Raw genomic sequence first — 21,185 nt, forward strand, 5'->3', positions numbered from 1 at the left:
AGCGGGTCAAAAGCGTAATTAGATAAGGAAAATCCGAACATTATGTTTGAAAACATATAGCGCTTCGGTAAAACACTTCGCTTTCCGTGGGCACGGCTTCGGCTAACTGTGTGAAGAAAGACACTTCACACAGTGGATCCTCAGCCCGTGCTGTTCCCACTGGAGTCTACGTATTTTACCTACGCTGAGTCAGAATGTTCGGATACCCAGTTTCAATATTTAGTTATGTCCCAGCCTTTTTCAAATAAAGTGTGCCTTTAATCAGTAAATCAGGATAAATTAAAGAGCTTCTAAATAAGCTTCTAATTCATCATCAGTTTGTGGAACGTCAATTTCTCCATCAAGAATACGTTGCTTCCACTCTTCTACAGCAGTTGCAATTTCGTCAGTGAATGCTTCTGTATTTGTATCCGCAACACCAATTGCATCTTCTTCAAGACCAAAGATAACTTGCTCGCCACCAGGGAAGTTGCCAGCTAATGCCATGTTTGCTACTTCATGGACAGCAACATCAACACGTTTAACCATTGACGTTAACGTTACATTATGATCACCCTGTTGCCCTTGATCGTATTGATCACGGTCAACGCCAATTACCCAAACGCCAGCTTCTGGATCATTTTCAATTCTATTTCTTGCTTCTGTAAACACACCTAGGCCAACTGCACCAGCAGCATGATAAATAACATCAATGCCAGAGCTATACATACTGTTCGCTAAAGAACGACCCATTTGGTCATCACTAAATGATTCAGCATATTCAACACGTACATCAATATCAGGATTTACTGCTTTTACACCAGCAACAAAACCAGTTTCAAAGCGTTTAATTAAGTCACTTGTTACTCCACCAATAAAACCAACTTGGTCTGTTTCAGTAGCTAACGCTGCTGCAACACCAACAAGGAAAGAGCCTTGCTCCTCAGCAAAAGTAATACTTGCTACGTTATCACCTGCAGCAACAGAATCGACAAGACCGAATTGACGATCTGGGAAGTTAGCTGCAACCTCAGTAATCGCATCTTCTAATAGGAAGCCAATACCAAAAATTAAATTAAAATCTTGTTGTACTAATCCATTTAGGTTTGGTAGGAAATCTGCTGCATCAGTGGATTGAGCGTAATCAAAGCCAGTTGCTCCACGCTCAACATTATGCTCAGCACCAAATGCTTGAAGTCCTTCCCAAGCCGATTGGTTAAATGAACGGTCATCAACACCACCCTCGTCTGTTACCATTGCAACAGAGAAATCGCCAATGCCTTCTGTTTCATCTTCAGGCTCTTCTTCAGAACCACCATCTGTTTCTGTTTCAGGTGTATCATCACCTGTTGTATCTTCATCATCAGAAGTCCCACATGCGCCTAGGACTAATACCGCTGCAAACAATGCAACTAACATAAGTAGTAATTTGTTCTTCAATTTAATACCCCCAAAATGTTAATAGTTTGACCTGTCCAGTTTAATTAAACTGGAGAATAACCCTAGTCTTTACAAATTCGCTCATTTACATGCGCTTACGTACAACATGAAACTGGAAGACATCATGTCGAAAATAATTAGCTGAATACAAAATCGGTTGATTATCTGCTGTATAGTGCATTTGTCGTAATAATAGCAAAGGCTGATCTGGTCGACAATTTAGAATTGCTGAAATTTTCTCATGAAAGCCAATTGGTTCAATCGCAGTATGAGCATATTGAATGTGTTTATTGGTAAATTCCTCTATCAATTTAAAAATAGAGTTTTGACTATGTATTTGACCAATTGGGACAAGATCATTGTCCACCTTGTCAATACAATAGACAACTGGATCGCCGTCTGCTGTACGAACACGTTCAATTCTAGCTATACTTTTAATCGCTAACGTATTAAAGTTAGCTTGATCATTTGCAGTTGGCTCAACGACCTCTGCAGCAACATACTGTGTTCCAGGCACCTTTCCTGCACGACGAATCATTTCAGATACACTACCTAATTCTTCAATTCCAGATGAATAGATAGGTTTAGGGTTTACAAACACCCCTATTCCCAACCGTCTTGTTACCCTGTTCTCTTCAACTAACTGATCAACAACAGCTTCCATTATCGTACGAGACACTTGATAAATTGTCGCCAATTCATAAAGAGGGTGCAGCTTTTCGTTTGGCGGATAAAGTCCTTGATTAATATCATGTCGCACCTTAGAAAGCGTTTCTTTAAATAGATCGTTCTCACTTTGTTCGATCTCCATTTAAACATATCCCCCAGTATTTTTAAATCGAAATAATTGGTCACTAACAATATACCATTTTCCTATTAATAAATAAACAGAAAATTAGACAAAAACCTTGAAATAAAGCAATTTGAAAAGTATTATTAATCAGAATATTCGGTGATAAGAACCGTTCTTGGCTTGGATCCTTCGTATGGGCCAACTATACCACGGTCCTCCATCATATCAATTAGTCTAGCAGCACGTGTGTAGCCAATTCTAAAGCGGCGTTGCAACATTGAGACACTAGCACTTTGCAATTCAATAATCATTTGCACCGCATCATCAAACAACGCATCATCTGGGGCAGAAGTACTGGTTTCAATCTCATCAGGAATCATTTCCTCTTGATAATGAGCCTTTTGTTGCTCAATACAGTGATCAACAACCTTCTCAACCTCTTCATCAGATAGAAAAGCACCCTGAATCCGGGTTGGCTTTGACGCACCTACCGGAAGGAAGAGCATGTCTCCTCTACCTAATAGCTTTTCAGCACCACCACCATCAAGAATTGTCCGAGAATCAGTTTGTGAAGAGACGCTAAAGGCAATACGAGACGGAATATTCGCCTTGATAACACCAGTAATAACATCGACTGATGGCCGTTGGGTGGCAATAATTAAATGAATACCAGCTGCCCGTGCCATTTGCGCTAATCTAGTTATCGCATCTTCTACCTCGTTAGAAGCCACCATCATTAAATCGGCTAACTCATCAACTAACACGACAATATACGGCAACAGCGGCTGCTGTTCTTCTTCGCCTGTTGTTTCGTTAAAGCGGCGCACGTAATTGTTGTAGCCCTCAATATTACGATTACCCGTATCTGAGAATAGCTCATAACGTCTTTCCATCTCTGCCACAACTTTTTTTAAAGCTTGGGCAGCTTTTTTAGGATCAGTCACTACTGGAGCTAATAAATGCGGAATACCGTTATAAACGTTCAGCTCAACTTTTTTAGGGTCAATCATCATCATTTTTACTTCATGTGGCTTAGCTTTCATTAAAATACTGGTAATAATACCATTAATACAAACACTTTTACCACTGCCTGTTGCACCCGCTACTAATAAGTGAGGCATTTTGTTTAACTCGGCAACCACTGCATCACCTGAGATGTCCCTGCCTAATACAAAAGAGAGAATTGAACTTTCCTTCGCTTGCTTTGATTCAAACACTTCTCGTAAGGACACCATTGATACCTCATCATTTGGTACTTCTATCCCGACAGCTGATTTCCCTGGTATTGGGGCTTCAATCCGAATATCCTTAGCAGCAAGTGCTAAAGCCAGATCATCATGCAAGCTAACAATCTTGCTTACCTTAACGCCAGCCTCGGGATAGATTTCATACTTTGTTACAGCAGGACCGACATGGACACGTGTCACCTTGGCTTTAACACCAAAGCTATTAAATGTCGTTTCTAGCTTTCTTACCACCGATTGAATTTGGCCCCGTGCTTGTTGTTGTTTTTTATTGCTTCCTTCATTTAACAACTTGAGCGGTGGTAACTGGTAATCAACGTTCTCTAGTTCAGACATCGCAGTTACTTGTAATGGCACTTCTTGCTCCCCACTCTCAACCATCTGCTTGTCCTTTTCCTGTGCCTGCTCTTCTTTATCAAATGGCTCTGCATAAGCAATTTCAGTGAAGGCTTCAATAACTGGCGCTTCATCATACGCAGGGGCAAGTTCTTCTTCGACAGCATCATCTTTAATCTGTGGAACCGATTGCTTCTTAACGCGTCTCTTCTTTCGAGTATTGCTTTTAAATTTGCTTGTCAGCTTTTTTAACTGATCAAACTGTTTCGCTAAGATATCCCCAATGGAGAGGTTTGTTAAGAAAAGAAAGCCGATAATGATCATAAAGCCAGCTAAAAACATTGAGCCGGTAGTTGAAAAGAGCACATATGTAAAAGTATAGATCAACGCACCCACCATTCCTCCTCCAGTAGCAATCGCACTGATTTGCCCATCAAGATATAAGGAGAAGTGTAACCATGTTTGACGTAGAATTGAAATACGTTCAGGACCATCAAGGAAGACACGGTATTGATCAATATGACTAATTAATAAAAAAGCTAATAGAATAATTAAAAGGCCCAATAATTTTCTACTCTTTAGGTTCGGTAGCTTCCGTTTGATTATCATATATATACCGAGGCATAAAAAAATTAATGACAATACCATATACCAAAAACCAAGGAAAAAGCGAAAGCTGCTTTCTAGCCAAAACGGAATTAACCCATCACTAATCGAGCCTGCACCACTACCAAAGATCGCTAGTAACACAAATAGAATCCCGTATAATTCATATATTAATAGATTTGATCGCTTGTTGTTTTTTGATTTGCGTCTTGCTTTTTTTCTAGCCATGTAACTACCTCCTTACTTTCACTTGCGTGCCATTATTATAGCATAGTTGTCATCACCATTTTGAATTTAAAGGTACGGACTTTTAAAATAATTTTACATAGATTCTATAATGAAAAGAGTACAATATCCTAGATAAGATATTGCACTCTGCTATTACAATAAACCTTTAATAAATTGTTCTTCGACTTCGCTTACGTTTACAAGTGGCAAACGAACACTGCCAGTATCAATCCCTTTCATTCTAAGGGCAGCTTTTACAGGGGCTGGTGAAGGTGCCATAAAAAGACCTCGCATAATTGGCAGTAGCTCCCGGTGAATAGCTGATGCACGCTTGACATCACCATGATCAAACGCATCTAGCATTGCTTTCATCTCATTACCAACGATATGAGAGGACACTGAGACAACACCATCGGCACCAATCGCTTTTAGCGGCAAGGTTAGGCTATCATCTCCACTATAAACAGTAAACTGTTCATCTGTAAGATCAATAATTTCTGAAATGGTATCCAGATTACCACTTGATTCTTTCACAGAGACAATATTGTCGATTTTAGATAAGGCAACGATTGTCTCAACTGTCAGGTGAACCATTGTTCTTCCAGGAATGTTGTATAACATGATCGGTAAAGCAGTGGCTTCCGCAACAGCAAGGAAATGCTGATATAGACCAGCCTGATCAGGCTTATTATAGTAAGGTGATACTAATAGAACAGCATCAACCCCAATCGCTTCCGCTTCTTTGGTAAGTTGAATGGTTTCTCTCGTGTTGTTTGAGCCAGTCCCAGCAATAATAGGGTATTTCCCATTTGCTATTTTAACCGTATGCTTAAATAATGCAATTTTTTCATCATGGGTAAGTGTTGGTGACTCTCCTGTAGTACCCGCAACGACAAGACCGTCTGAGCCATTCTCAATTAAATGGTTCATCAACGCTGTCACTTTTTCAAAGTCTATTTGATCGTGTTCATTAAAAGGGGTAACCATGGCGGTTAATAATTTGCCAAAAAACATGAACGTAAATCTCCCTTCGTTTATAGCTATTATTATATTCTGGTCATTTGATTGTTTAATTGAAATGCGTCATGTAGTGCATTTATTGCTGGAACTAGGTCTTTATTGTGAATGAGTACCCATATTGTCGTATGACTATCCGCTGATTGCAAGATTTGAATACCTCGATTGGTTAAACTGTCGACAATTTTCGCTGTTACACCTGGAACACCAGTCATTCCAGCACCTACGATTGATACTTTAGCACAGTCGTGGTTAAATTTGGGTTGATAGCCTAATTCATTTAGAAGTTGAGCTGCCTTTTCACTATAAACTTCAGGAATGGTATAGACAACATCATTAGGGAAAATGTTGATAAAATCGACAGAAATACCTGCCTCTGCCATCGCTTTAAATACACCTGCATGCAGAACGTCAGCTTGATCAGTTGCTGCAATTCTTACTTGAGTAATGCCCGCCATATGAGCAATTCCAGTAATTAACCGGTCGGGAATTTCTTTTCCTTTCACCTCAGCAACAGAGGATGTCACCAATGTTCCCACATGGTCTTGTTCAGTCGAACGCACACGTAATGGTATCTTTGCTTGCATGGCAATCTCAACTGCACGTGGGTGAATGACCTTCGCACCTTGATAAGCTAAATTACAAATTTCATTGTAGGTGACGACATCTAATAGTTGCGCTTCCTTTACAACGCGTGGATCTGCGGTCATAATACCTTCAACATCAGTAAAAATATCGATAAATTTCGCATCAACAGCCGCACCAAGTGCCGCGGCGGAGGTATCACTTCCACCTCGTCCTAAAGTGGTTGTCTCACCATCAATCGTTTGACCCTGAAAACCCGCGACAACTACGACATCATTAACAAATAATTCGTCAAGCAGTCGTTCAACTTCCATCGCCTTAATCTTTGCACAGCCATGGTCCTCAGTGGTTACAAAGCCTGCTTGAGCGCCTGTTAATGCGGTTGACTTCAGACCTGAAGTTTTTAATTCATTTGAAAAAACAATGGCTGAGATAATCTCACCACAAGAAAGCAATAAATCATGCTCGCGTGCAGAGATATGCGAATTAGGATGATCGACTAAGCCCAATAACGAATCAGTAGCATAAGGATCTGGCGATCGACCTATTGCAGATACAACACAGATAATTTTATAACCTTCTCGTTTAGCTGCATGAATATGTTTAATGGCACTTTTACGTGTTTCTTTATTTTTTACTGACGTGCCACCAAATTTCTGCACTAAAATATCCATCACTTCACCTCATATTAAAGCCAGTTATGTTTAACTAAAGACTCGGCTATTTGGACGGAATTCCAAGCCGCTCCTTTTAATAGGTTATCTGAGACAATCCATAAATGAAAGCCGTTATCATGATCAAGGTCTTTTCGAATGCGCCCAACAAATACATCTGGTAAACCTGCTGCATCTAATGGAGTTGGGTAAACCTGCTGAGTAGGATCATCCTTTAATGTCACGCCATTCGCTTTAGCTAATTCTTCTTGAATGACTGAGACTGAAAGGTCTGATTTGCCCAGCTCAACATAAACACTTTCGGCATGAGACGTAAAAAACGGCAAACGCACACAAGTAGCTGCAACATTTAAGCTGTTTTTATGCAAGATTTTTTTTGTCTCATTAATCATTTTCATTTCTTCATAGGTATAGCCATTTTCTTGAAAAACATCAATTTGAGGAAGCGCATTAAAGGCAATCGGATAATGATTTGGTTCCCCTTTAACGGGTAAAAGATTAGCAGTAAGATCCTCACCAGCTAAAAAAGCCTGTGCTTGATCCTTTAACTCATTCACCGCCTCAGTACCAGCACCAGAAACGGCCTGATAGGTTGAGACAATAACACGTTTTAAATCATATTTTTTATCAAGCGGCTTTAGAGCAGCTACCATTTGAATGGTGGAGCAATTAGGATTGGCAATAATACCTTTATGCAATTGAATATCTTCTTCATTCACTTCTGGGACAACAAGTGGCACATCTTCATCCATGCGAAATGCACTGGTATTATCAATTACAACCGCTCCCCTTTTAACTGCCTCTGGAGCAAATCGCTTTGATACCGAACCACCGGCAGAAAATAATGCGATATCCACACCTTCAAAGCTTTCTGGTGTTGCTTCTTCGACTGTGTAAATGTCATCCTTATATTTAAGTTTTGTTCCAGCTGATCGGCTAGATGACAAAAGCTTAAGCTTCTTTATTGGAAAATTCTTTATTTCAAGCGTTTCTAGCATTTTTTGGCCAACTGCACCTGTAGCACCGACAACAGCTACATGATAAGTTTTCTGGTTAGACATAAAAAAACCCCTCTCCACAAGCTAATTAAATGTGCAATCTCTATTTTAACATATTCTTGTGAAGAAGAGGATAACCGTCGTTAGATATTTTTGCGAAAATGCGCTTTATTTGTGAATTTATTATACACATCTTTATGATTCTAATTAGTAGGTGGTAATGACTGGTTGGAACTGCTTCATCTGAAGTGCTGCTTCAATTGTATCTGGTAAGAAATCCATTTTGGCAACTAACGAATTGGGCTTACTAAACGGTTGATCTTGACCAAATGGGACAAAAAAGATTCCCTTTGTAGCCATCAAACGCATGAGGTTAGTACCGTTAAGGCCAAGAGCATCATTAGTGGATATCGCTAATACAACGGGTCCTTGATTTCGTAATGTAGCCTTAGTCGCCATCAGGACTGGCGTGTCTGTAATAGCATTTGCTAGTTTACTTAATGAATTACCCGTTAGAGGCGCAACTACCATACAATCAACTGGATTAGCTGGACCAAACTTCTCGGCCGCCTCAATTGTCGTAACAGGCTTATGACCTGTAATAGCTTCAAACCTTTCTAAATGTCGCTGTGCCTCACCAAAGCGTGTATCTGTTTTTTGAACGGTAAATGAAACCACTGGAATAACATCCGCTTCCCGCTCAACTAAGATTTCTAGAATCGGGAACACTTGGTCATATGTGCAATGTGAGCCTGTTATGCCAAAGCCAATTTTTCTCCCCTTTACCATGATTTAATCAACCTTCTTTCTCCTAGTGTTCTGCAATCAATTGATCAATCACGTTAGCTAGTATCTCCCCTGCTGTTTTTGGCGCTACTTTAGCAGGGAGTCCTAGGGCATGGATCGTATTTAACCCTCTTTTTGCGGCATAGTCGAAATCTACCCCGCCAGGTTTTGAGGCTAAATCAATAATGGTAGCGTCAGTTTTTAAGGTGTTTAAATGTGACTTATTAACGACAAGAACTGGAATGGTATTAATCAATAGATCACACTTTTCAGTATATGCCAATAAATCGCCAAGGTGAAATCCGATAAAGCCGAGTGCATTTGCTTTGGCTATATCTCTTGTTTTTCTTACGCCAACGGCAACTTTTGCCCCAAGTTTAGCAAATCGATCAGCAACAATTAGACCAACACGCCCTAATCCTAAAATAACGACCTGCGCTTCGTGAATGGTTATATTCATATGTTGTATTGCTAGCATAACCGTACCTTCTGCAGTTGGAATTGCATTATAGATAGCAACATCATCTCGATCCATAAGCGCAACAAGTCTAATGGCATGTTGCTTAACCTGGTCATCAAGGAACGGTGTTGTTATTCCAGTAAATACAAAGCAGGCATCTGCAAGCTGACTAAACCAATCCTCGGGGAATGTAATAAGTTGATTTGAAAAAACGGGATTTATTTCTCCATTTTCACTCACACCTGTAATTGGCAAAATAACGGCTGCAAGTTCTTCAGGGTTAATTGCTGATAAATCAGTATAATTAACGCTAAAGTAACCAGGATCAAGCTGATCATATCCAATTAAATGTATGGTGTATTTCTCAGAATAGGTTAATTTCTTTATTAATTCTAAATACCGTGCATCTCCACCAATAACGGCGATCTCTAACCTTTTACTCACGCTCCGCTCACTTCCATTTCTTTTAAAAATGACACCACTCCAAATGGTTATCTCCCTTTATCTTATGTCAGCTGGATAAGACAGTGCAACTCCTTAATTGAATTGGGTTAACATCAGTTTAAGCTAATTAGTTTAAAGAATAATTTCCTATTTAGCAACAAAACGACTGGCGGGAGACAAAGAACAAGCCAATGATTGCTTATTACAGGACAATTCGTAAAGTCAACCAATTGTTAGACTGTGGTAATGGCCATATTATCTACTAGATAAAAAAGACTAACCCAAGAGGTTAGCCTGTTTGAGAATAGCTATTAATTTGTTCGCTGGACAATAATCGTATCCTTACCTATTTTTTTAATCTGTGCCCACCTAATTGTTGTTTCTGTTTGATCACGCTTAATACCAAACATCCGATAGCTCGGCACAAGAAACGCGTGAATTTGTCCAGTTTTTGGATCAAGTTCTAAATCGGTCTGTCCGAGCACACCTAGTCGAGAACCATCCTCTAAATTAACTATTTCTTTACTACTTAGATCACGATAACGCATGGCACATACCTCCTTAGTTGATTATATGAACAGAGGTACTGAACATTGCTCACAAAGGCAAATCACATCCCTAATTTCTTAACTCCAACTATTAAGTGAACGTAAATAGCACTTTCGTTGATATGGGTAGTGGTTTTTATTCACACGTTAACGCAAACGGCACTTTATGCTATTATCAAGTTAACTCCTGATATTTCTGTAATTAAATATTTTTAGTTACTAACCATATCCCACCCTATATACTCCAAATAAATATACGAGCCCTTAACTATACAATTCTAATAAAAATAATTAAATGAAAAGAGCGTCACAATATTTGTGACGCTCCGCTACTATCTTCTCGTATTAGAATAGGGTTTAACCGCTCTTGGTGGACCTAAAATTTCTGCCATAACAACACTTTCAGCTAGACCATTTTGGGATAGTCTCTTTTTAAACGCAAGCTGCTGCTGCCCTTGCGCTAGACGCTTGCGCTTTTTCATTACACGATTACTTACTAACATCGTATTTTTTTGCATTTGGTTCTTTGGTCGCTTTTCACTTATGTTAAGATTTTTCTTTAACATATCCATTTGCGCAGTTTTTTCGGCTTTTAAATCCTCGTAGTTAACCTCGACTTGCTGAACCGTATGCTCAGCTTCAGGTTCAACATGCGGTGAAGGTGAGACAGGGTTTCGTGTTACTGGCTTTGCATTCTTATCTTCATTAGCAGTTAATGACTTAAACAAACTACCACCAATAATTAAAAGAAAGGTAATCAAAGGTACAATAAGATCTTCCATTATCTCACATCCTTTCTAACAAAAAGATTACTCTTCATCAGAATCATCTTCAGTCAGCTTGCCAATTGAATCACGCATCTCCGTATCAGCATTAATATTCTTGTAATTCAAGTAATCCATGACACCCATATTACCTGATCTTAATGCTTCAGCTAGCGCTAATGGTACATCCGCCTCCGCTTCAACAACCTTGGCACGCATTTCCTGAACCCGCGCAACCATCTCTTGTTCTTGTGCAACCGCCATTGCACGACGCTCTTCTGCTTTCGCTTGGGCAATATTCTTGTCTGCTTCAGCTTGATCTGTTTGAAGAATCGCACCAATATTTTTACCTACATCAACATCTGCAATATCAATTGATAAAATTTCAAAAGCCGTTCCTGCATCAAGACCACGATTCAAGACATTGTGAGAGATTGAATCAGGATTCTCAAGAACTTGCTTATGTGAGTTAGCACTACCAATGGTACTAACAACCCCTTCACCGACACGAGCAATAACTGTTTCTTCACCTGCACCACCAACAAGGCGATCAATATTTGCACGTACGGTAATTCTCGCTTTAGCTTTTACTTCAATACCGTTCATTGCAATCCCTGCAATAAAAGGTGTTTCAATAACCTTAGGGTTAACACTCATTTGAACAGCATGCAGAACGTCACGACCAGCTAAATCAATGGCTGCTCCGCGCTCAAAGCTTAATTCAATGTTGGCACGTTGTGCTGCAATTAATGCATTAACAACGCGGTCCACATTACCACCAGCTAAATAGTGGCTTTCCAGTTGATTAATTGTTACCGTTACCCCAGCTTTATGAGCCTTAATTAACGGATTAATAACCCGTTGTGGAATAACACGACGTAGACGCATTCCCACTAATGTGAAAATACTTACCCTTACCCCAGCAGCTAGTGCACTTATCCATAGTGCAACTGGGATAAATGTTAACAAAATAACGACAGCAATAACAATGATACCAATAAAGAAAATCGGCATAAAATCAGCAAATGTTTCCATTATAATTCCTCCTCTTTTTCTACTGCTCTAACAACAATTCGTGAGCCAGCCACCTTTACTACCTTAATCGACTGACCACTGCTAATAAAGCCACCCTCCGAAACGACGTCTAAGCGTTCATGATTAAATACAGCAGTACCAGATGGTCTTAGTGGTGTAACAGTCACGCCCTCTTGGTCTAGCAATTCATGTCGGTTTACCGCCGAGACGTAACCACGGTCAGGTGTTTCTGCATCATTAAGAATAATATATTTAAAAATGCCCTTCTCTAATCCTATTCGCTTATACAGAAAGATCGCAGCAGCGATCGAGACGACAAGCGCAATTAGAATACTTATGCTCATTTGCCTAATACTAGTTGAAGCCATAAATAGCGATGCTACGATGCTTATTGCACCAATTGCTCCTAAAATGCCACCAGGAACAAAAAATTCTGCGACAATTAAGGCAATTCCGACGATAATTAGCACAAGTACCTCGTATCCAGCTAAACCAGCGATAGCATGACCATAGAAGAACGCAAGTAATGAGACGGCACCGATCGAACCAGCAACACCAAAGCCTGGTGAATACAACTCAACAATAAAACCAAGTCCTGCCAATGATAATAATATTGATACTACCACTGCATTGGTCAGAAAACGCGCAATCTCTTCAGCCACAGTTACTTCAATCTCAACAACTTCTGCTTCTGACAAACCAAGCTCTACTAATAATTCTGTTCGATGGCTTACGGTCCCTTCTGAATAACCCACTTCAATTGCTGAAGTCGGACCAAGGGTTAGATACCTACCAACAGGCGCATTATATTCCGGAAGATCAATATCTGGATCTGCCATCGCTTCCGCATAGAGTCGGTCCCTTCCCTTCGCCTCAGCAGCACTACCCATCGCTTCAAGCCAATAGGACTGGGCTTTCTCATCAGCAGCATTGCCATCACCTGTTATGATCCCACTAGCGCCAATCGTCGCTTGAGGGCTCATATAAATATAATCCGCAAACAAGGCAATATATGATCCTGCAGATAAAGCTTGACTTCTTATGTAAGCAGTCATTGGAATATCTACACTTTGTAGAATTCCACCAATATTACTTGCCGCATCAACACGACCGCCCGGCGTATTAATTTCAAGAATAATATGGTCAACATTTTCTTCAACGGCTTCAGTAATTGTTCTGCGCAAAAATGCTTCTAAACCACGTTCTACTTCTTTTTCAATTGGTATAACATGAACAAGCTTACCTTCTCCATCCGCCCTCACTACGTTAAAGTTGTTTAGCGTTAAGATGAATACGCTTAAAAGTAGACCTATTAATATTTTCTTACCAAGACTTCTGTCCATTACACCACCTCCTTGTGACACGTCGTTACGGAACACAAACTTTCTCTGGCCTCTTCTTTATTATATCATGATCATGGCAAAAAATCCCCTAATAACATACGATTAGGGGATTTCCGTTATTGAGACACAATTGTGTATTATGATAAATGTTTTTGAACGAGTTTATTCACTTCTGTTCCGTCTGCTTTGCCTTTTACCTTTGGCATAAGCGCACCCATCACTTTACCCATCTCTTTTTTAGAAGTTGCATTAACGCTTTGAATCGTTTCCAAAACAATACGCTCTAGCTCTTCTGAAGTTAGCTGTTCAGGCATGTAAACTTGTAAAACATCTAGTTCTGCATTTAAGTTGTCTACAAGATCGTCGCGTCCAGCCTCTTTAAACTCTTGGAGGGAATCTTTTCGTTGTTTTAGCTCTCTAGCTAAAACAGTTAATTCTTCTTCTTCATTTAAAACATCTTTACCAAGCTTAATTGCTTCGTTTTGAAGCGAAGCTTTTACCATGCGAATGACGCTAAGCTTTTGCTTTTCTTTATTACGCATTGCTTGCTTCATATCTTGGTTAAGATTTTCTAATAATGACATTTTGATCCTACACCCTCTTTATAAGAAACATATGTTTCTTACAGTAAAATTACTTACGTTTTCTAGCCGCCTCAGACTTCTTTTTACGACGAACACTAGGTTTTTCATAAAATTCACGCTTACGATATTCAGACAATGTACCTGATTTTGATACACTGCGCTTAAAGCGACGAAGAGCATCTTCAAGAGACTCGTTTTTACGAACGCGAGTTGTATTTGACATGCTAATTTCCCTCCCTCCGAAGCATCCAACAATTTAATCAGACAATATGTAATCTCATACATTTGTCTCTATGATATTATAATATAACACCCATTATTGGTCAACTTTTTGTTTTAGCAATAGTCTATTTGACTAGCATTTCTGTGAAAGTATCATCAACTTAAACCTTAGCTTATGGTATCGTTGTTAAATTGGGCTCTGTCATAACTTTGACCAACTGACCTTCATTAATCGGGTAACCTGATTTAGTAATTTTCACACGGACAATTTGACCAACACAATCAGCACTACCAACGAACTGGACTTTTAAATAGTTATCAGAGTAACCAATTAAAACTTGATCACCTGTGTGATCCTGATCAACCTCTTCAGGAATAACTTCGACAACCGTATTCTCATATCTTGCTGCATATTGCTTTGCTTGTTGTTCGGATAAAGAAATTAATTGGTGAACACGATAATTTTTAACTTCATCATTAACTTGATTTTCCATCTTGGCTGCTGGTGTACCTGTTCGCTTAGAAAAAGGGAAAACATGCAATTCTGAGAACCCTATTTCTTGAATAAACTGATACGTTTCATTAAATTCCTGTTCAGATTCTCCTGGAAAACCAACAATCACGTCTGATGTGATTGCTAAGCCCGGCAGAGCTTGCTTCAAGCGATCTACCTGTTGCTTATAAAATGCCGTTGTATATTTCCTTCTCATCCGCTCCAAGACTGTATCTGAACCAGCTTGTAACGGAACATGTAAATGACGCACTATTTTCTCTGATCGATCAATAACTTGCATGACTTTTTCTGTTATTTGACTTGCCTCAATTGAAGAAATTCGGATTCTTTTTAAGCCGGCAACCTTTGTTTCTAAATCATGCAATAAATCAGCAAAATCGTAATCCTTGAAATCCTCGCCATAGCCAGCTGTATGGATACCAGTCAAAACAACCTCCTGATAACCAGCATCAACAAGCTGTTGTGCTTGCTCAATGACGTTTTCTGGTTTTCTTGATCTTAATAAGCCACGGGACCAAGGAATGATACAAAAGGTACAAAAATTATTACAGCCCTCTTGAATTTTTAATGAAGCACGGGTACGATCGAAAAAAACAGGTACATCCATTTCTTCAAAAACACGATTTTTCATAATATTAGAAACACCATTAATTGGCAATCTTGTGTGTTGGTGTTCTTCGATATAGCCAATCATTTTATCTCGGTCCTGCGTACCAACTACAACATCAACACCAGGAATTTCCATAATTTCGCCTGGTGAAATTTGAGCATAACAACCTGTCACACAAACAATAGCTTCAGGATTTTTTCTAATTGCCCGTCTAATGACTTGACGACTTTTTTTATCTCCTGTGTTTGTTACTGTACAGGTATTAATAACATAAATATCAGCTTCATGATCAAAATCGACGCGCTCGAAGCCTTTATCCTTAAATTTTTGCCAGATACCTTCTGTTTCATAATGATTAACTTTACAACCTAATGTATGGAAAGCTACTGTTGTCAAGACTTTCACTCCGTTTCTTCGAAGTAGTACGATAAGCTGGATAAAGCATACATTGCCGCTGTTTCCGTCCGCAATATTCTTGGACCAAAACGAACGGGCTCAAATTGATTAGCAAGGAGCAAATCAACTTCAGCTCGCTCTAAGCCACCTTCTGGACCAATAACGATCAGAACGGAGTCGGCAGGCTTTATTTTATTAAAATACTGACTTAATTTTTTTGCCTTTACTGCACGCGTTGTTTCCTCATATGCGATAAACCTGTGTGAATATGTTTTACTTAGCGTAACAAGCTGCTCAAGTTTATGCAAGTCGGTAATAACGGGTAGTCTTGAGCGATGGGATTGTTCAGCTGCTTCTTTAGCTATTTTTACTAATCGCGCTATTTTTTTATCATGCTTTTTTTTATCCCATTTGACAACCGAACGACTCGCTTGAAAAGGGACAATTTGATTAACGCCAAGCTCAGTCGCTTTTTGAACAATCCAATCAAGCTTATCACCCTTAGGCAAGGCTTGCACGACAGTAACAGATACGGGTAATTCAACCAATTCGATCAACCAATCAATAATGACTAAATTAACCTCCTTGTCGAAACTTACAATCTCGCATATAGCCGATCTCCCATCAGGATGATTACAAACGACACGATCACCTTGCGTCATCCGCATGACATGGACAACGTGATGGACATCATCACCTGATATAATAACACCTTGATCGGACCAATTTTCTTGATCAATAAAATAATACTGCATAACTATCCAACTCTCTTTATTCAGGCTTTTGCGCTACAATTGAGATCCAATCTTCCATTTGATTTACCTCAATAATATCAAACCCTGCAGCAATTAAAGCTTGCCTTACTTCAACTTTTTTTGCTTGAATAATACCTGAGCTAATAAAAATACCACCCGGCTTTAACAGTTGGAAGGCTTCTTGTTCAAACCTTAGTATTATTTCAGCCAAAATGTTCGCAACAATAATGTCAGGATTAACTTGAACATGGTCAAGGAGGTTATTCTGTTTGACGGTAACAATATCACCAGCTTTATTAAGCTTAACATTAATTCTCGCCGCTTTGACAGCCACATCATCTAAGTCATAGGCATAGATATCAGTTGCACCTAGCTTAGCAGCGGCAATACTTAATACTCCTGATCCGGTTCCGACATCAATCACGGTTTGCTTATTCTTTACATACCGTTCAAGTGCTTGCATGCTTAGAACCGTGGTAGGGTGGGTACCAGTCCCAAATGCCATACCTGGATCAAGCTCAATAATAATTTCATCTGTTGATACAGGTTGATAGTCTTCCCACGTTGGGGTAATCGTTATTTTACCTGATACCTTCACAGGTTTGTAATATTTTTTCCATGCCGTTGCCCATTCTTCTTCATTTACTTCACTTACCGTAATAAAGTTGCGCCCAATATCAATATTATAAGCTAGTAATTGGTTAATCGCCTGTTTAATTTGTTCAACCGACTCACCTAAAAAGCTATTTACCGGTAAATATGCTTTTAGAATAACACCCTCTTCAGGAAAATCAGCTGGGTCAAGCTCATACAATTCACCAAATTTAGTTGGCCTTTCTTTAGCAAAGTCCTCAGCATCCTCAATTACCACACCACTTGCACCAGCTTCATGGAGGATATTAGAAATTGGCTCTATCGCTTCATTAGTCGTATGAATACAAAGTTCAGACCATTTCAAGTTAATCAACCCTTTTCTTTATTTTGATTTGTGCTCTTTATTCACCTTTAAAAGCACGTTTTACTTTACTAAAGAAGGATTCTTCTTGCTCATCAGCTGCTTCATTCCCGCTAAGGTCGTTAAATTCACGAAGTAACTCTTTTTGTTTTGTCGTTAAGCTGGTAGGTGTGATGACACGTATTTTGACATGCTGGTCACCCTGACCATAACCTCTAACGTTTGGCGCTCCTTTGCCTCTTAACCGAAACGTTTTACCTGTTTGTGTCCCAGCTGGTACCTTTAGTTTAACTTTACCATGTACCGTTGGAATTTCAATTTCGTCTCCCAAAGCAGCTTGAGTAAAAGTAACAGGCATATCACAGTAAATATGGTCACCCTCACGCTGATAAAATTCATGTGATTTAACTTGGACAACAACATATAAATCACCTGCTGGGCCACCGTTTGCCCCAGGCTCACCCTGACCGGCTACCCGAATTTGTTGACCATCATCAATACCTGCTGGAATATTAATATGAATTTTTTTACGCTTTTTAAGCGTACCCTTTCCACTACATGTCGTACATTTTTCCTTAATTTCTTTTCCAGTTCCACTACAATGATGACAGACCCGCTTGTTAACAACACGTCCAAATGGTGTATTCTGTTCAATATTCATTTGACCAGTACCTTGACAATGTTTACACGTTTCTGGCTTAGTCCCTGGTTTAGCCCCGCTTCCACTACATGTATCACATGTCTCCTCTTTCGGGATGAAAATGTCGGTTTCTTTACCGAAAATCGCCTCTTCAAATTCTAACACCATTGTATATTGTAGGTCATTCCCTTGCTTTGGAGCATTCGGGTCTCTGCGACCACCACCGCCACCAAAGAACATGTCAAAAATGTCCCCAAAACCGCCAAAGTCTTCTCCACCAAAACCACCACCAAAGCCTTGACTTTGCGGGCCGGCGTGACCAAATTGATCATATTGCGCTCTTTTTTGTTCACTACTTAATACTTCATACGCTTCTTTAGCTTCTTTAAACTTATCAGGGGCATCAGTATCTTTATTTACGTCTGGATGATATTTACGTGCCAGTTTTCGATATGCTTTTTTTATTTCTTCTTTAGGTGCGTTCTTTCCAACACCTAAAACGTCATAGTAATCACGCTTACTCATGAACGTCTCACTCCCGTCTCATTTATTGCATAAATTTAATCATAACACTAGTAAGTAGCGGAAGACAACTACTTCTTAAGATAAGATTAAATGAAAAAATCTATGTTAATGATGATTGTTTTACGTACTTCGTTAAATTTGAATAAAGATAAGATCGCCTGCATTTAAATTGACCAAGCAAACTGATTTGCGAAATCCACTCACATTCAATCCCTGATCCTATATAAGGACAAAAGCCAAAGTCAAGTTTACCCTGACTTTGACTTTTTTTACTTGCATTTATTTATTATCCTCGTCGTCAACTTCTTCATAATCAGCATCAACCACATCATCTGCAGTTGAATCTGAGCTGCTTTGCTCTCCTGCAGCTTGTTGTGCCTGCTCATAAAGCTTAACAGATAGTGCTTGAACTTCTTGCTCTAAAGCTTCTTTCTTTGCTTTAATTGCTTCAAGATCATTTTCCTCTAAAGCTTTCTTTAATTCTTCTTTTGCCGCCTCAGCTTTTTGCTTTTCTTCCTCAGATACATTATCGCCTAAGTCCTTAAGCGTCTTATCTGTCTGGAAGACAAGCTGGTCAGCTTCATTGCGAAGATCAATTTCTTCACGACGTTTTTTATCAGCTTCAGCATTTTCTTCAGCATCTTTAATCATTTGCTCTACTTCATCATCAGATAGACCAGATGACGATTTAATCGTAATTGATTGCTCTTTGTTTGTACCTAAATCTTTCGCTCTAACATTAACGATACCATTTGAATCAATATCAAATGACACTTCAATTTGTGGAATACCACGTGGTGCTGCTGGAATATCCGTTAACTGGAAACGTCCAAGCGTCTTGTTATCAGCAGCCATCTCACGCTCACCTTGAAGGACATGAATATCTACTGCTGTTTGATTATCGGCAGCTGTAGAGAATACTTGTGAGTGACTTGTTGGAATCGTTGTATTACGCTCAATCAGTTTAGTCGTCACGCCACCCATTGTTTCAATACCTAATGAAAGTGGAGTAACGTCTAGTAAGACAACATCTTTAACATCACCTTGAAGTACTCCACCTTGAATAGCAGCACCAAGTGCAACAACTTCATCAGGGTTAACACCTTTTGAAGGGTCTTGCTTTAGCTCTTTCTTAATCGCTTCTTGGACGGCTGGGATCCGTGTTGATCCACCAACAAGAAGGACTTTATTAATATCTGAAGCTGATAAGCCAGCATCTGATAATGCTTGACGTGTTGGTCCCATTGTCCGTTCAACCAGGGAAGCTGATAATTCATCAAACTTTGAACGCGTTAAATTCATCTCTAAGTGTAACGGACCAGCTTCACCCGCAGTAATAAACGGTAGCGAAATTGGTGTTTGTCCAACACCTGATAAGTCTTTCTTTGCTTTTTCAGCAGCATCTTTTAAACGCTGTAAAGCCATTTTATCTTTAGACAAATCAATGCCATTCTCTTTTTTAAACTCGGCTACCATATGGTCAATGATCACTTGGTCAAAGTCATCTCCACCAAGACGATTATCTCCAGCTGTTGCCACAACTTCAAAGGTACCATCACCAATGTCTAGGATAGAAACATCAAACGTACCGCCACCAAGGTCATAAACAAGAACAGTCTGATCTTGGTCACCTTTATCAATACCATAAGCTAATGCTGCTGCTGTTGGCTCATTAATAATACGCTCTACTTCTAAACCAGCAATCTTACCAGCGTCTTTTGTTGCTTGACGCTCTGCATCATTAAAGTATGCCGGAACCGTAATAACTGCTTTGTCAACCGACTCACCTAAATAATCTTCAGCATAAGACTTAATGTACTGTAAAATAATTGCTGAAATTTCTTGAGGTGTATGTGACTTACCGTCAACCTCGACTTTGTAATCTGTACCCATATGACGTTTAATCGACTGGATCGTATTTGGGTTAGTAATCGCTTGGCGCTTAGCAACCTCACCAACTTGACGTTCTCCATTTTTAAAGGACACAACAGAAGCGGTTGTTCTGTTCCCTTCTGGATTAGGAATAACCTTTGCTTCTCCACCCTCCATTACTGCTACACATGAATTCGTAGTACCTAAATCAATTCCAATAATTTTACCCATTTATATTTCCTCCTTAAACTTATGTAGTTATTGATTCACTTTTACCATTGCAGGTCGGATAACGCGATCCTTTAACTGATAACCTTTTTGCATTTCTTCTACTACAGTATTTGATTTGAATTCTGGGTCATCAACTTGTAGAACAGCTTGATGTAAGTTTGGATCAAATTCTTCACCGACAGTTGGAATGGCCTCTATGCCTTCCTTCTCCAAAGCGGTGACGAGCTGTCGATAGACCATTTCAATTCCATCAATAAAGGCCTTTGTTGCTTCACTATCAGGTTTTGTTTGCAATGCGCGTTCAAAGTTATCGACTACTGGTAGTAATTCTGTCGCTAATCCTTGAGATTTATACTTAAGATCGGCAGCTTTTTCACGCTGAGTCCTTTTACGAAAATTATCATACTCAGCTTGTAGGCGAAGAAATTTATCATAAAGTTCATTCTTCTCCTGTACTACTTTTTCGTAGTCCTCCTGATTAGCTAGTTCTACCTCAGTATTGTCTGATGGTTCATCTACTAATTCTTGCGTAGCTGCTTCCACCTCTTCTACTTCTTCTACTAATTCTTCATCATGCCCTTGATTATTTTTCTCTTCCATG

20 protein-coding genes are annotated in these 21,185 nt (G+C 39.4%); all 20 read right to left on the bottom strand.

Annotated elements, in window-relative coordinates; all coding sequences use genetic code 11:
* Positions 1-279: 279 nt before the first annotated feature.
* Complete coding sequence (locus BM000_RS09470; protein ID WP_091497325.1) at positions 280-1,419, bottom strand: BMP family lipoprotein; 1,140 nt, start codon at positions 1,417-1,419, stop codon at positions 280-282.
* 85 nt (positions 1,420-1,504) lie between these two features.
* Positions 1,505-2,230, bottom strand: a complete 726-nt coding sequence (locus tag BM000_RS09475; protein ID WP_091497327.1) for a GntR family transcriptional regulator — start codon at positions 2,228-2,230, stop codon at positions 1,505-1,507.
* Between the two features lie 125 nt (positions 2,231-2,355).
* The gene (locus BM000_RS09480) at positions 2,356-4,626 is read right to left on the bottom strand and encodes an FtsK/SpoIIIE family DNA translocase (RefSeq protein WP_091497331.1); all 2,271 of its coding nucleotides are present in this window, start codon (positions 4,624-4,626) and stop codon (positions 2,356-2,358) included.
* Positions 4,627-4,779: 153 nt separating this feature from the next.
* Entirely contained in the window at positions 4,780-5,640 is an 861-nt protein-coding gene (dapA, locus tag BM000_RS09485) for a 4-hydroxy-tetrahydrodipicolinate synthase (RefSeq protein WP_091497334.1), read from the bottom strand.
* 32 nt (positions 5,641-5,672) lie between these two features.
* Positions 5,673-6,902, bottom strand: a complete 1,230-nt coding sequence (gene dapG / locus BM000_RS09490; protein ID WP_091497336.1) for an aspartate kinase — start codon at positions 6,900-6,902, stop codon at positions 5,673-5,675.
* A gap of 14 nt (positions 6,903-6,916) precedes the next feature.
* Positions 6,917-7,963 (bottom strand): aspartate-semialdehyde dehydrogenase, encoded by a 1,047-nt coding sequence (locus tag BM000_RS09495; protein WP_091497339.1) that lies wholly within the window; start codon positions 7,961-7,963, stop codon positions 6,917-6,919.
* Between the two features lie 144 nt (positions 7,964-8,107).
* On the bottom strand, positions 8,108-8,692 hold the full coding sequence (locus BM000_RS09500; protein WP_091497341.1) for a dipicolinate synthase subunit B: 585 nt from the start codon (positions 8,690-8,692) through the stop codon (positions 8,108-8,110).
* Between the two features lie 19 nt (positions 8,693-8,711).
* Entirely contained in the window at positions 8,712-9,590 is an 879-nt protein-coding gene (gene dpsA / locus BM000_RS09505) for a dipicolinate synthase subunit DpsA (RefSeq protein ID WP_091497344.1), read from the bottom strand.
* Positions 9,591-9,901: 311 nt separating this feature from the next.
* A complete protein-coding gene (locus BM000_RS09510) occupies positions 9,902-10,138 on the bottom strand; it encodes a YlmC/YmxH family sporulation protein (protein ID WP_091497347.1) in 237 nt (78 codons plus the stop codon).
* Between the two features lie 332 nt (positions 10,139-10,470).
* Positions 10,471-10,920 (bottom strand): hypothetical protein, encoded by a 450-nt coding sequence (locus BM000_RS09515; protein WP_091497349.1) that lies wholly within the window; start codon positions 10,918-10,920, stop codon positions 10,471-10,473.
* Between the two features lie 27 nt (positions 10,921-10,947).
* Positions 10,948-11,916 (bottom strand): flotillin-like protein FloA, encoded by a 969-nt coding sequence (floA, locus tag BM000_RS09520; protein ID WP_177178270.1) that lies wholly within the window; start codon positions 11,914-11,916, stop codon positions 10,948-10,950.
* A gap of 20 nt (positions 11,917-11,936) precedes the next feature.
* Complete coding sequence (locus tag BM000_RS09525; protein ID WP_091497356.1) at positions 11,937-13,280, bottom strand: NfeD family protein; 1,344 nt, start codon at positions 13,278-13,280, stop codon at positions 11,937-11,939.
* Between the two features lie 137 nt (positions 13,281-13,417).
* Complete coding sequence (locus tag BM000_RS09530) at positions 13,418-13,864, bottom strand: GatB/YqeY domain-containing protein (RefSeq protein WP_091497358.1); 447 nt, start codon at positions 13,862-13,864, stop codon at positions 13,418-13,420.
* Between the two features lie 49 nt (positions 13,865-13,913).
* The gene (rpsU, locus tag BM000_RS09535) at positions 13,914-14,087 is read right to left on the bottom strand and encodes a 30S ribosomal protein S21 (protein WP_067837072.1); all 174 of its coding nucleotides are present in this window, start codon (positions 14,085-14,087) and stop codon (positions 13,914-13,916) included.
* 172 nt (positions 14,088-14,259) lie between these two features.
* Entirely contained in the window at positions 14,260-15,606 is a 1,347-nt protein-coding gene (gene mtaB, locus BM000_RS09540; protein ID WP_091497361.1) for a tRNA (N(6)-L-threonylcarbamoyladenosine(37)-C(2))-methylthiotransferase MtaB, read from the bottom strand.
* A 5-nt stretch (positions 15,607-15,611) separates the two neighbouring features.
* The gene (locus BM000_RS09545; RefSeq protein WP_091497363.1) at positions 15,612-16,361 is read right to left on the bottom strand and encodes a 16S rRNA (uracil(1498)-N(3))-methyltransferase; all 750 of its coding nucleotides are present in this window, start codon (positions 16,359-16,361) and stop codon (positions 15,612-15,614) included.
* A gap of 16 nt (positions 16,362-16,377) precedes the next feature.
* The gene (gene prmA, locus BM000_RS09550; protein WP_091497366.1) at positions 16,378-17,319 is read right to left on the bottom strand and encodes a 50S ribosomal protein L11 methyltransferase; all 942 of its coding nucleotides are present in this window, start codon (positions 17,317-17,319) and stop codon (positions 16,378-16,380) included.
* A gap of 37 nt (positions 17,320-17,356) precedes the next feature.
* Positions 17,357-18,481: a molecular chaperone DnaJ gene (gene dnaJ, locus BM000_RS09555; protein WP_091497369.1), complete on the bottom strand. Its 1,125-nt coding sequence runs from the start codon at positions 18,479-18,481 to the stop codon at positions 17,357-17,359.
* A 279-nt stretch (positions 18,482-18,760) separates the two neighbouring features.
* Positions 18,761-20,584: a molecular chaperone DnaK gene (gene dnaK / locus BM000_RS09560; protein WP_091497372.1), complete on the bottom strand. Its 1,824-nt coding sequence runs from the start codon at positions 20,582-20,584 to the stop codon at positions 18,761-18,763.
* Positions 20,585-20,611: 27 nt separating this feature from the next.
* Positions 20,612-21,184: a nucleotide exchange factor GrpE gene (grpE, locus tag BM000_RS09565; protein WP_091497375.1), complete on the bottom strand. Its 573-nt coding sequence runs from the start codon at positions 21,182-21,184 to the stop codon at positions 20,612-20,614.
* Between the last annotated feature and the right edge of the window lies 1 nt (position 21,185).

This window comes from Amphibacillus marinus (assembly GCF_900110345.1).
Lineage (GTDB): Bacteria > Bacillota > Bacilli > Bacillales > Amphibacillaceae > Amphibacillus_D > Amphibacillus_D marinus.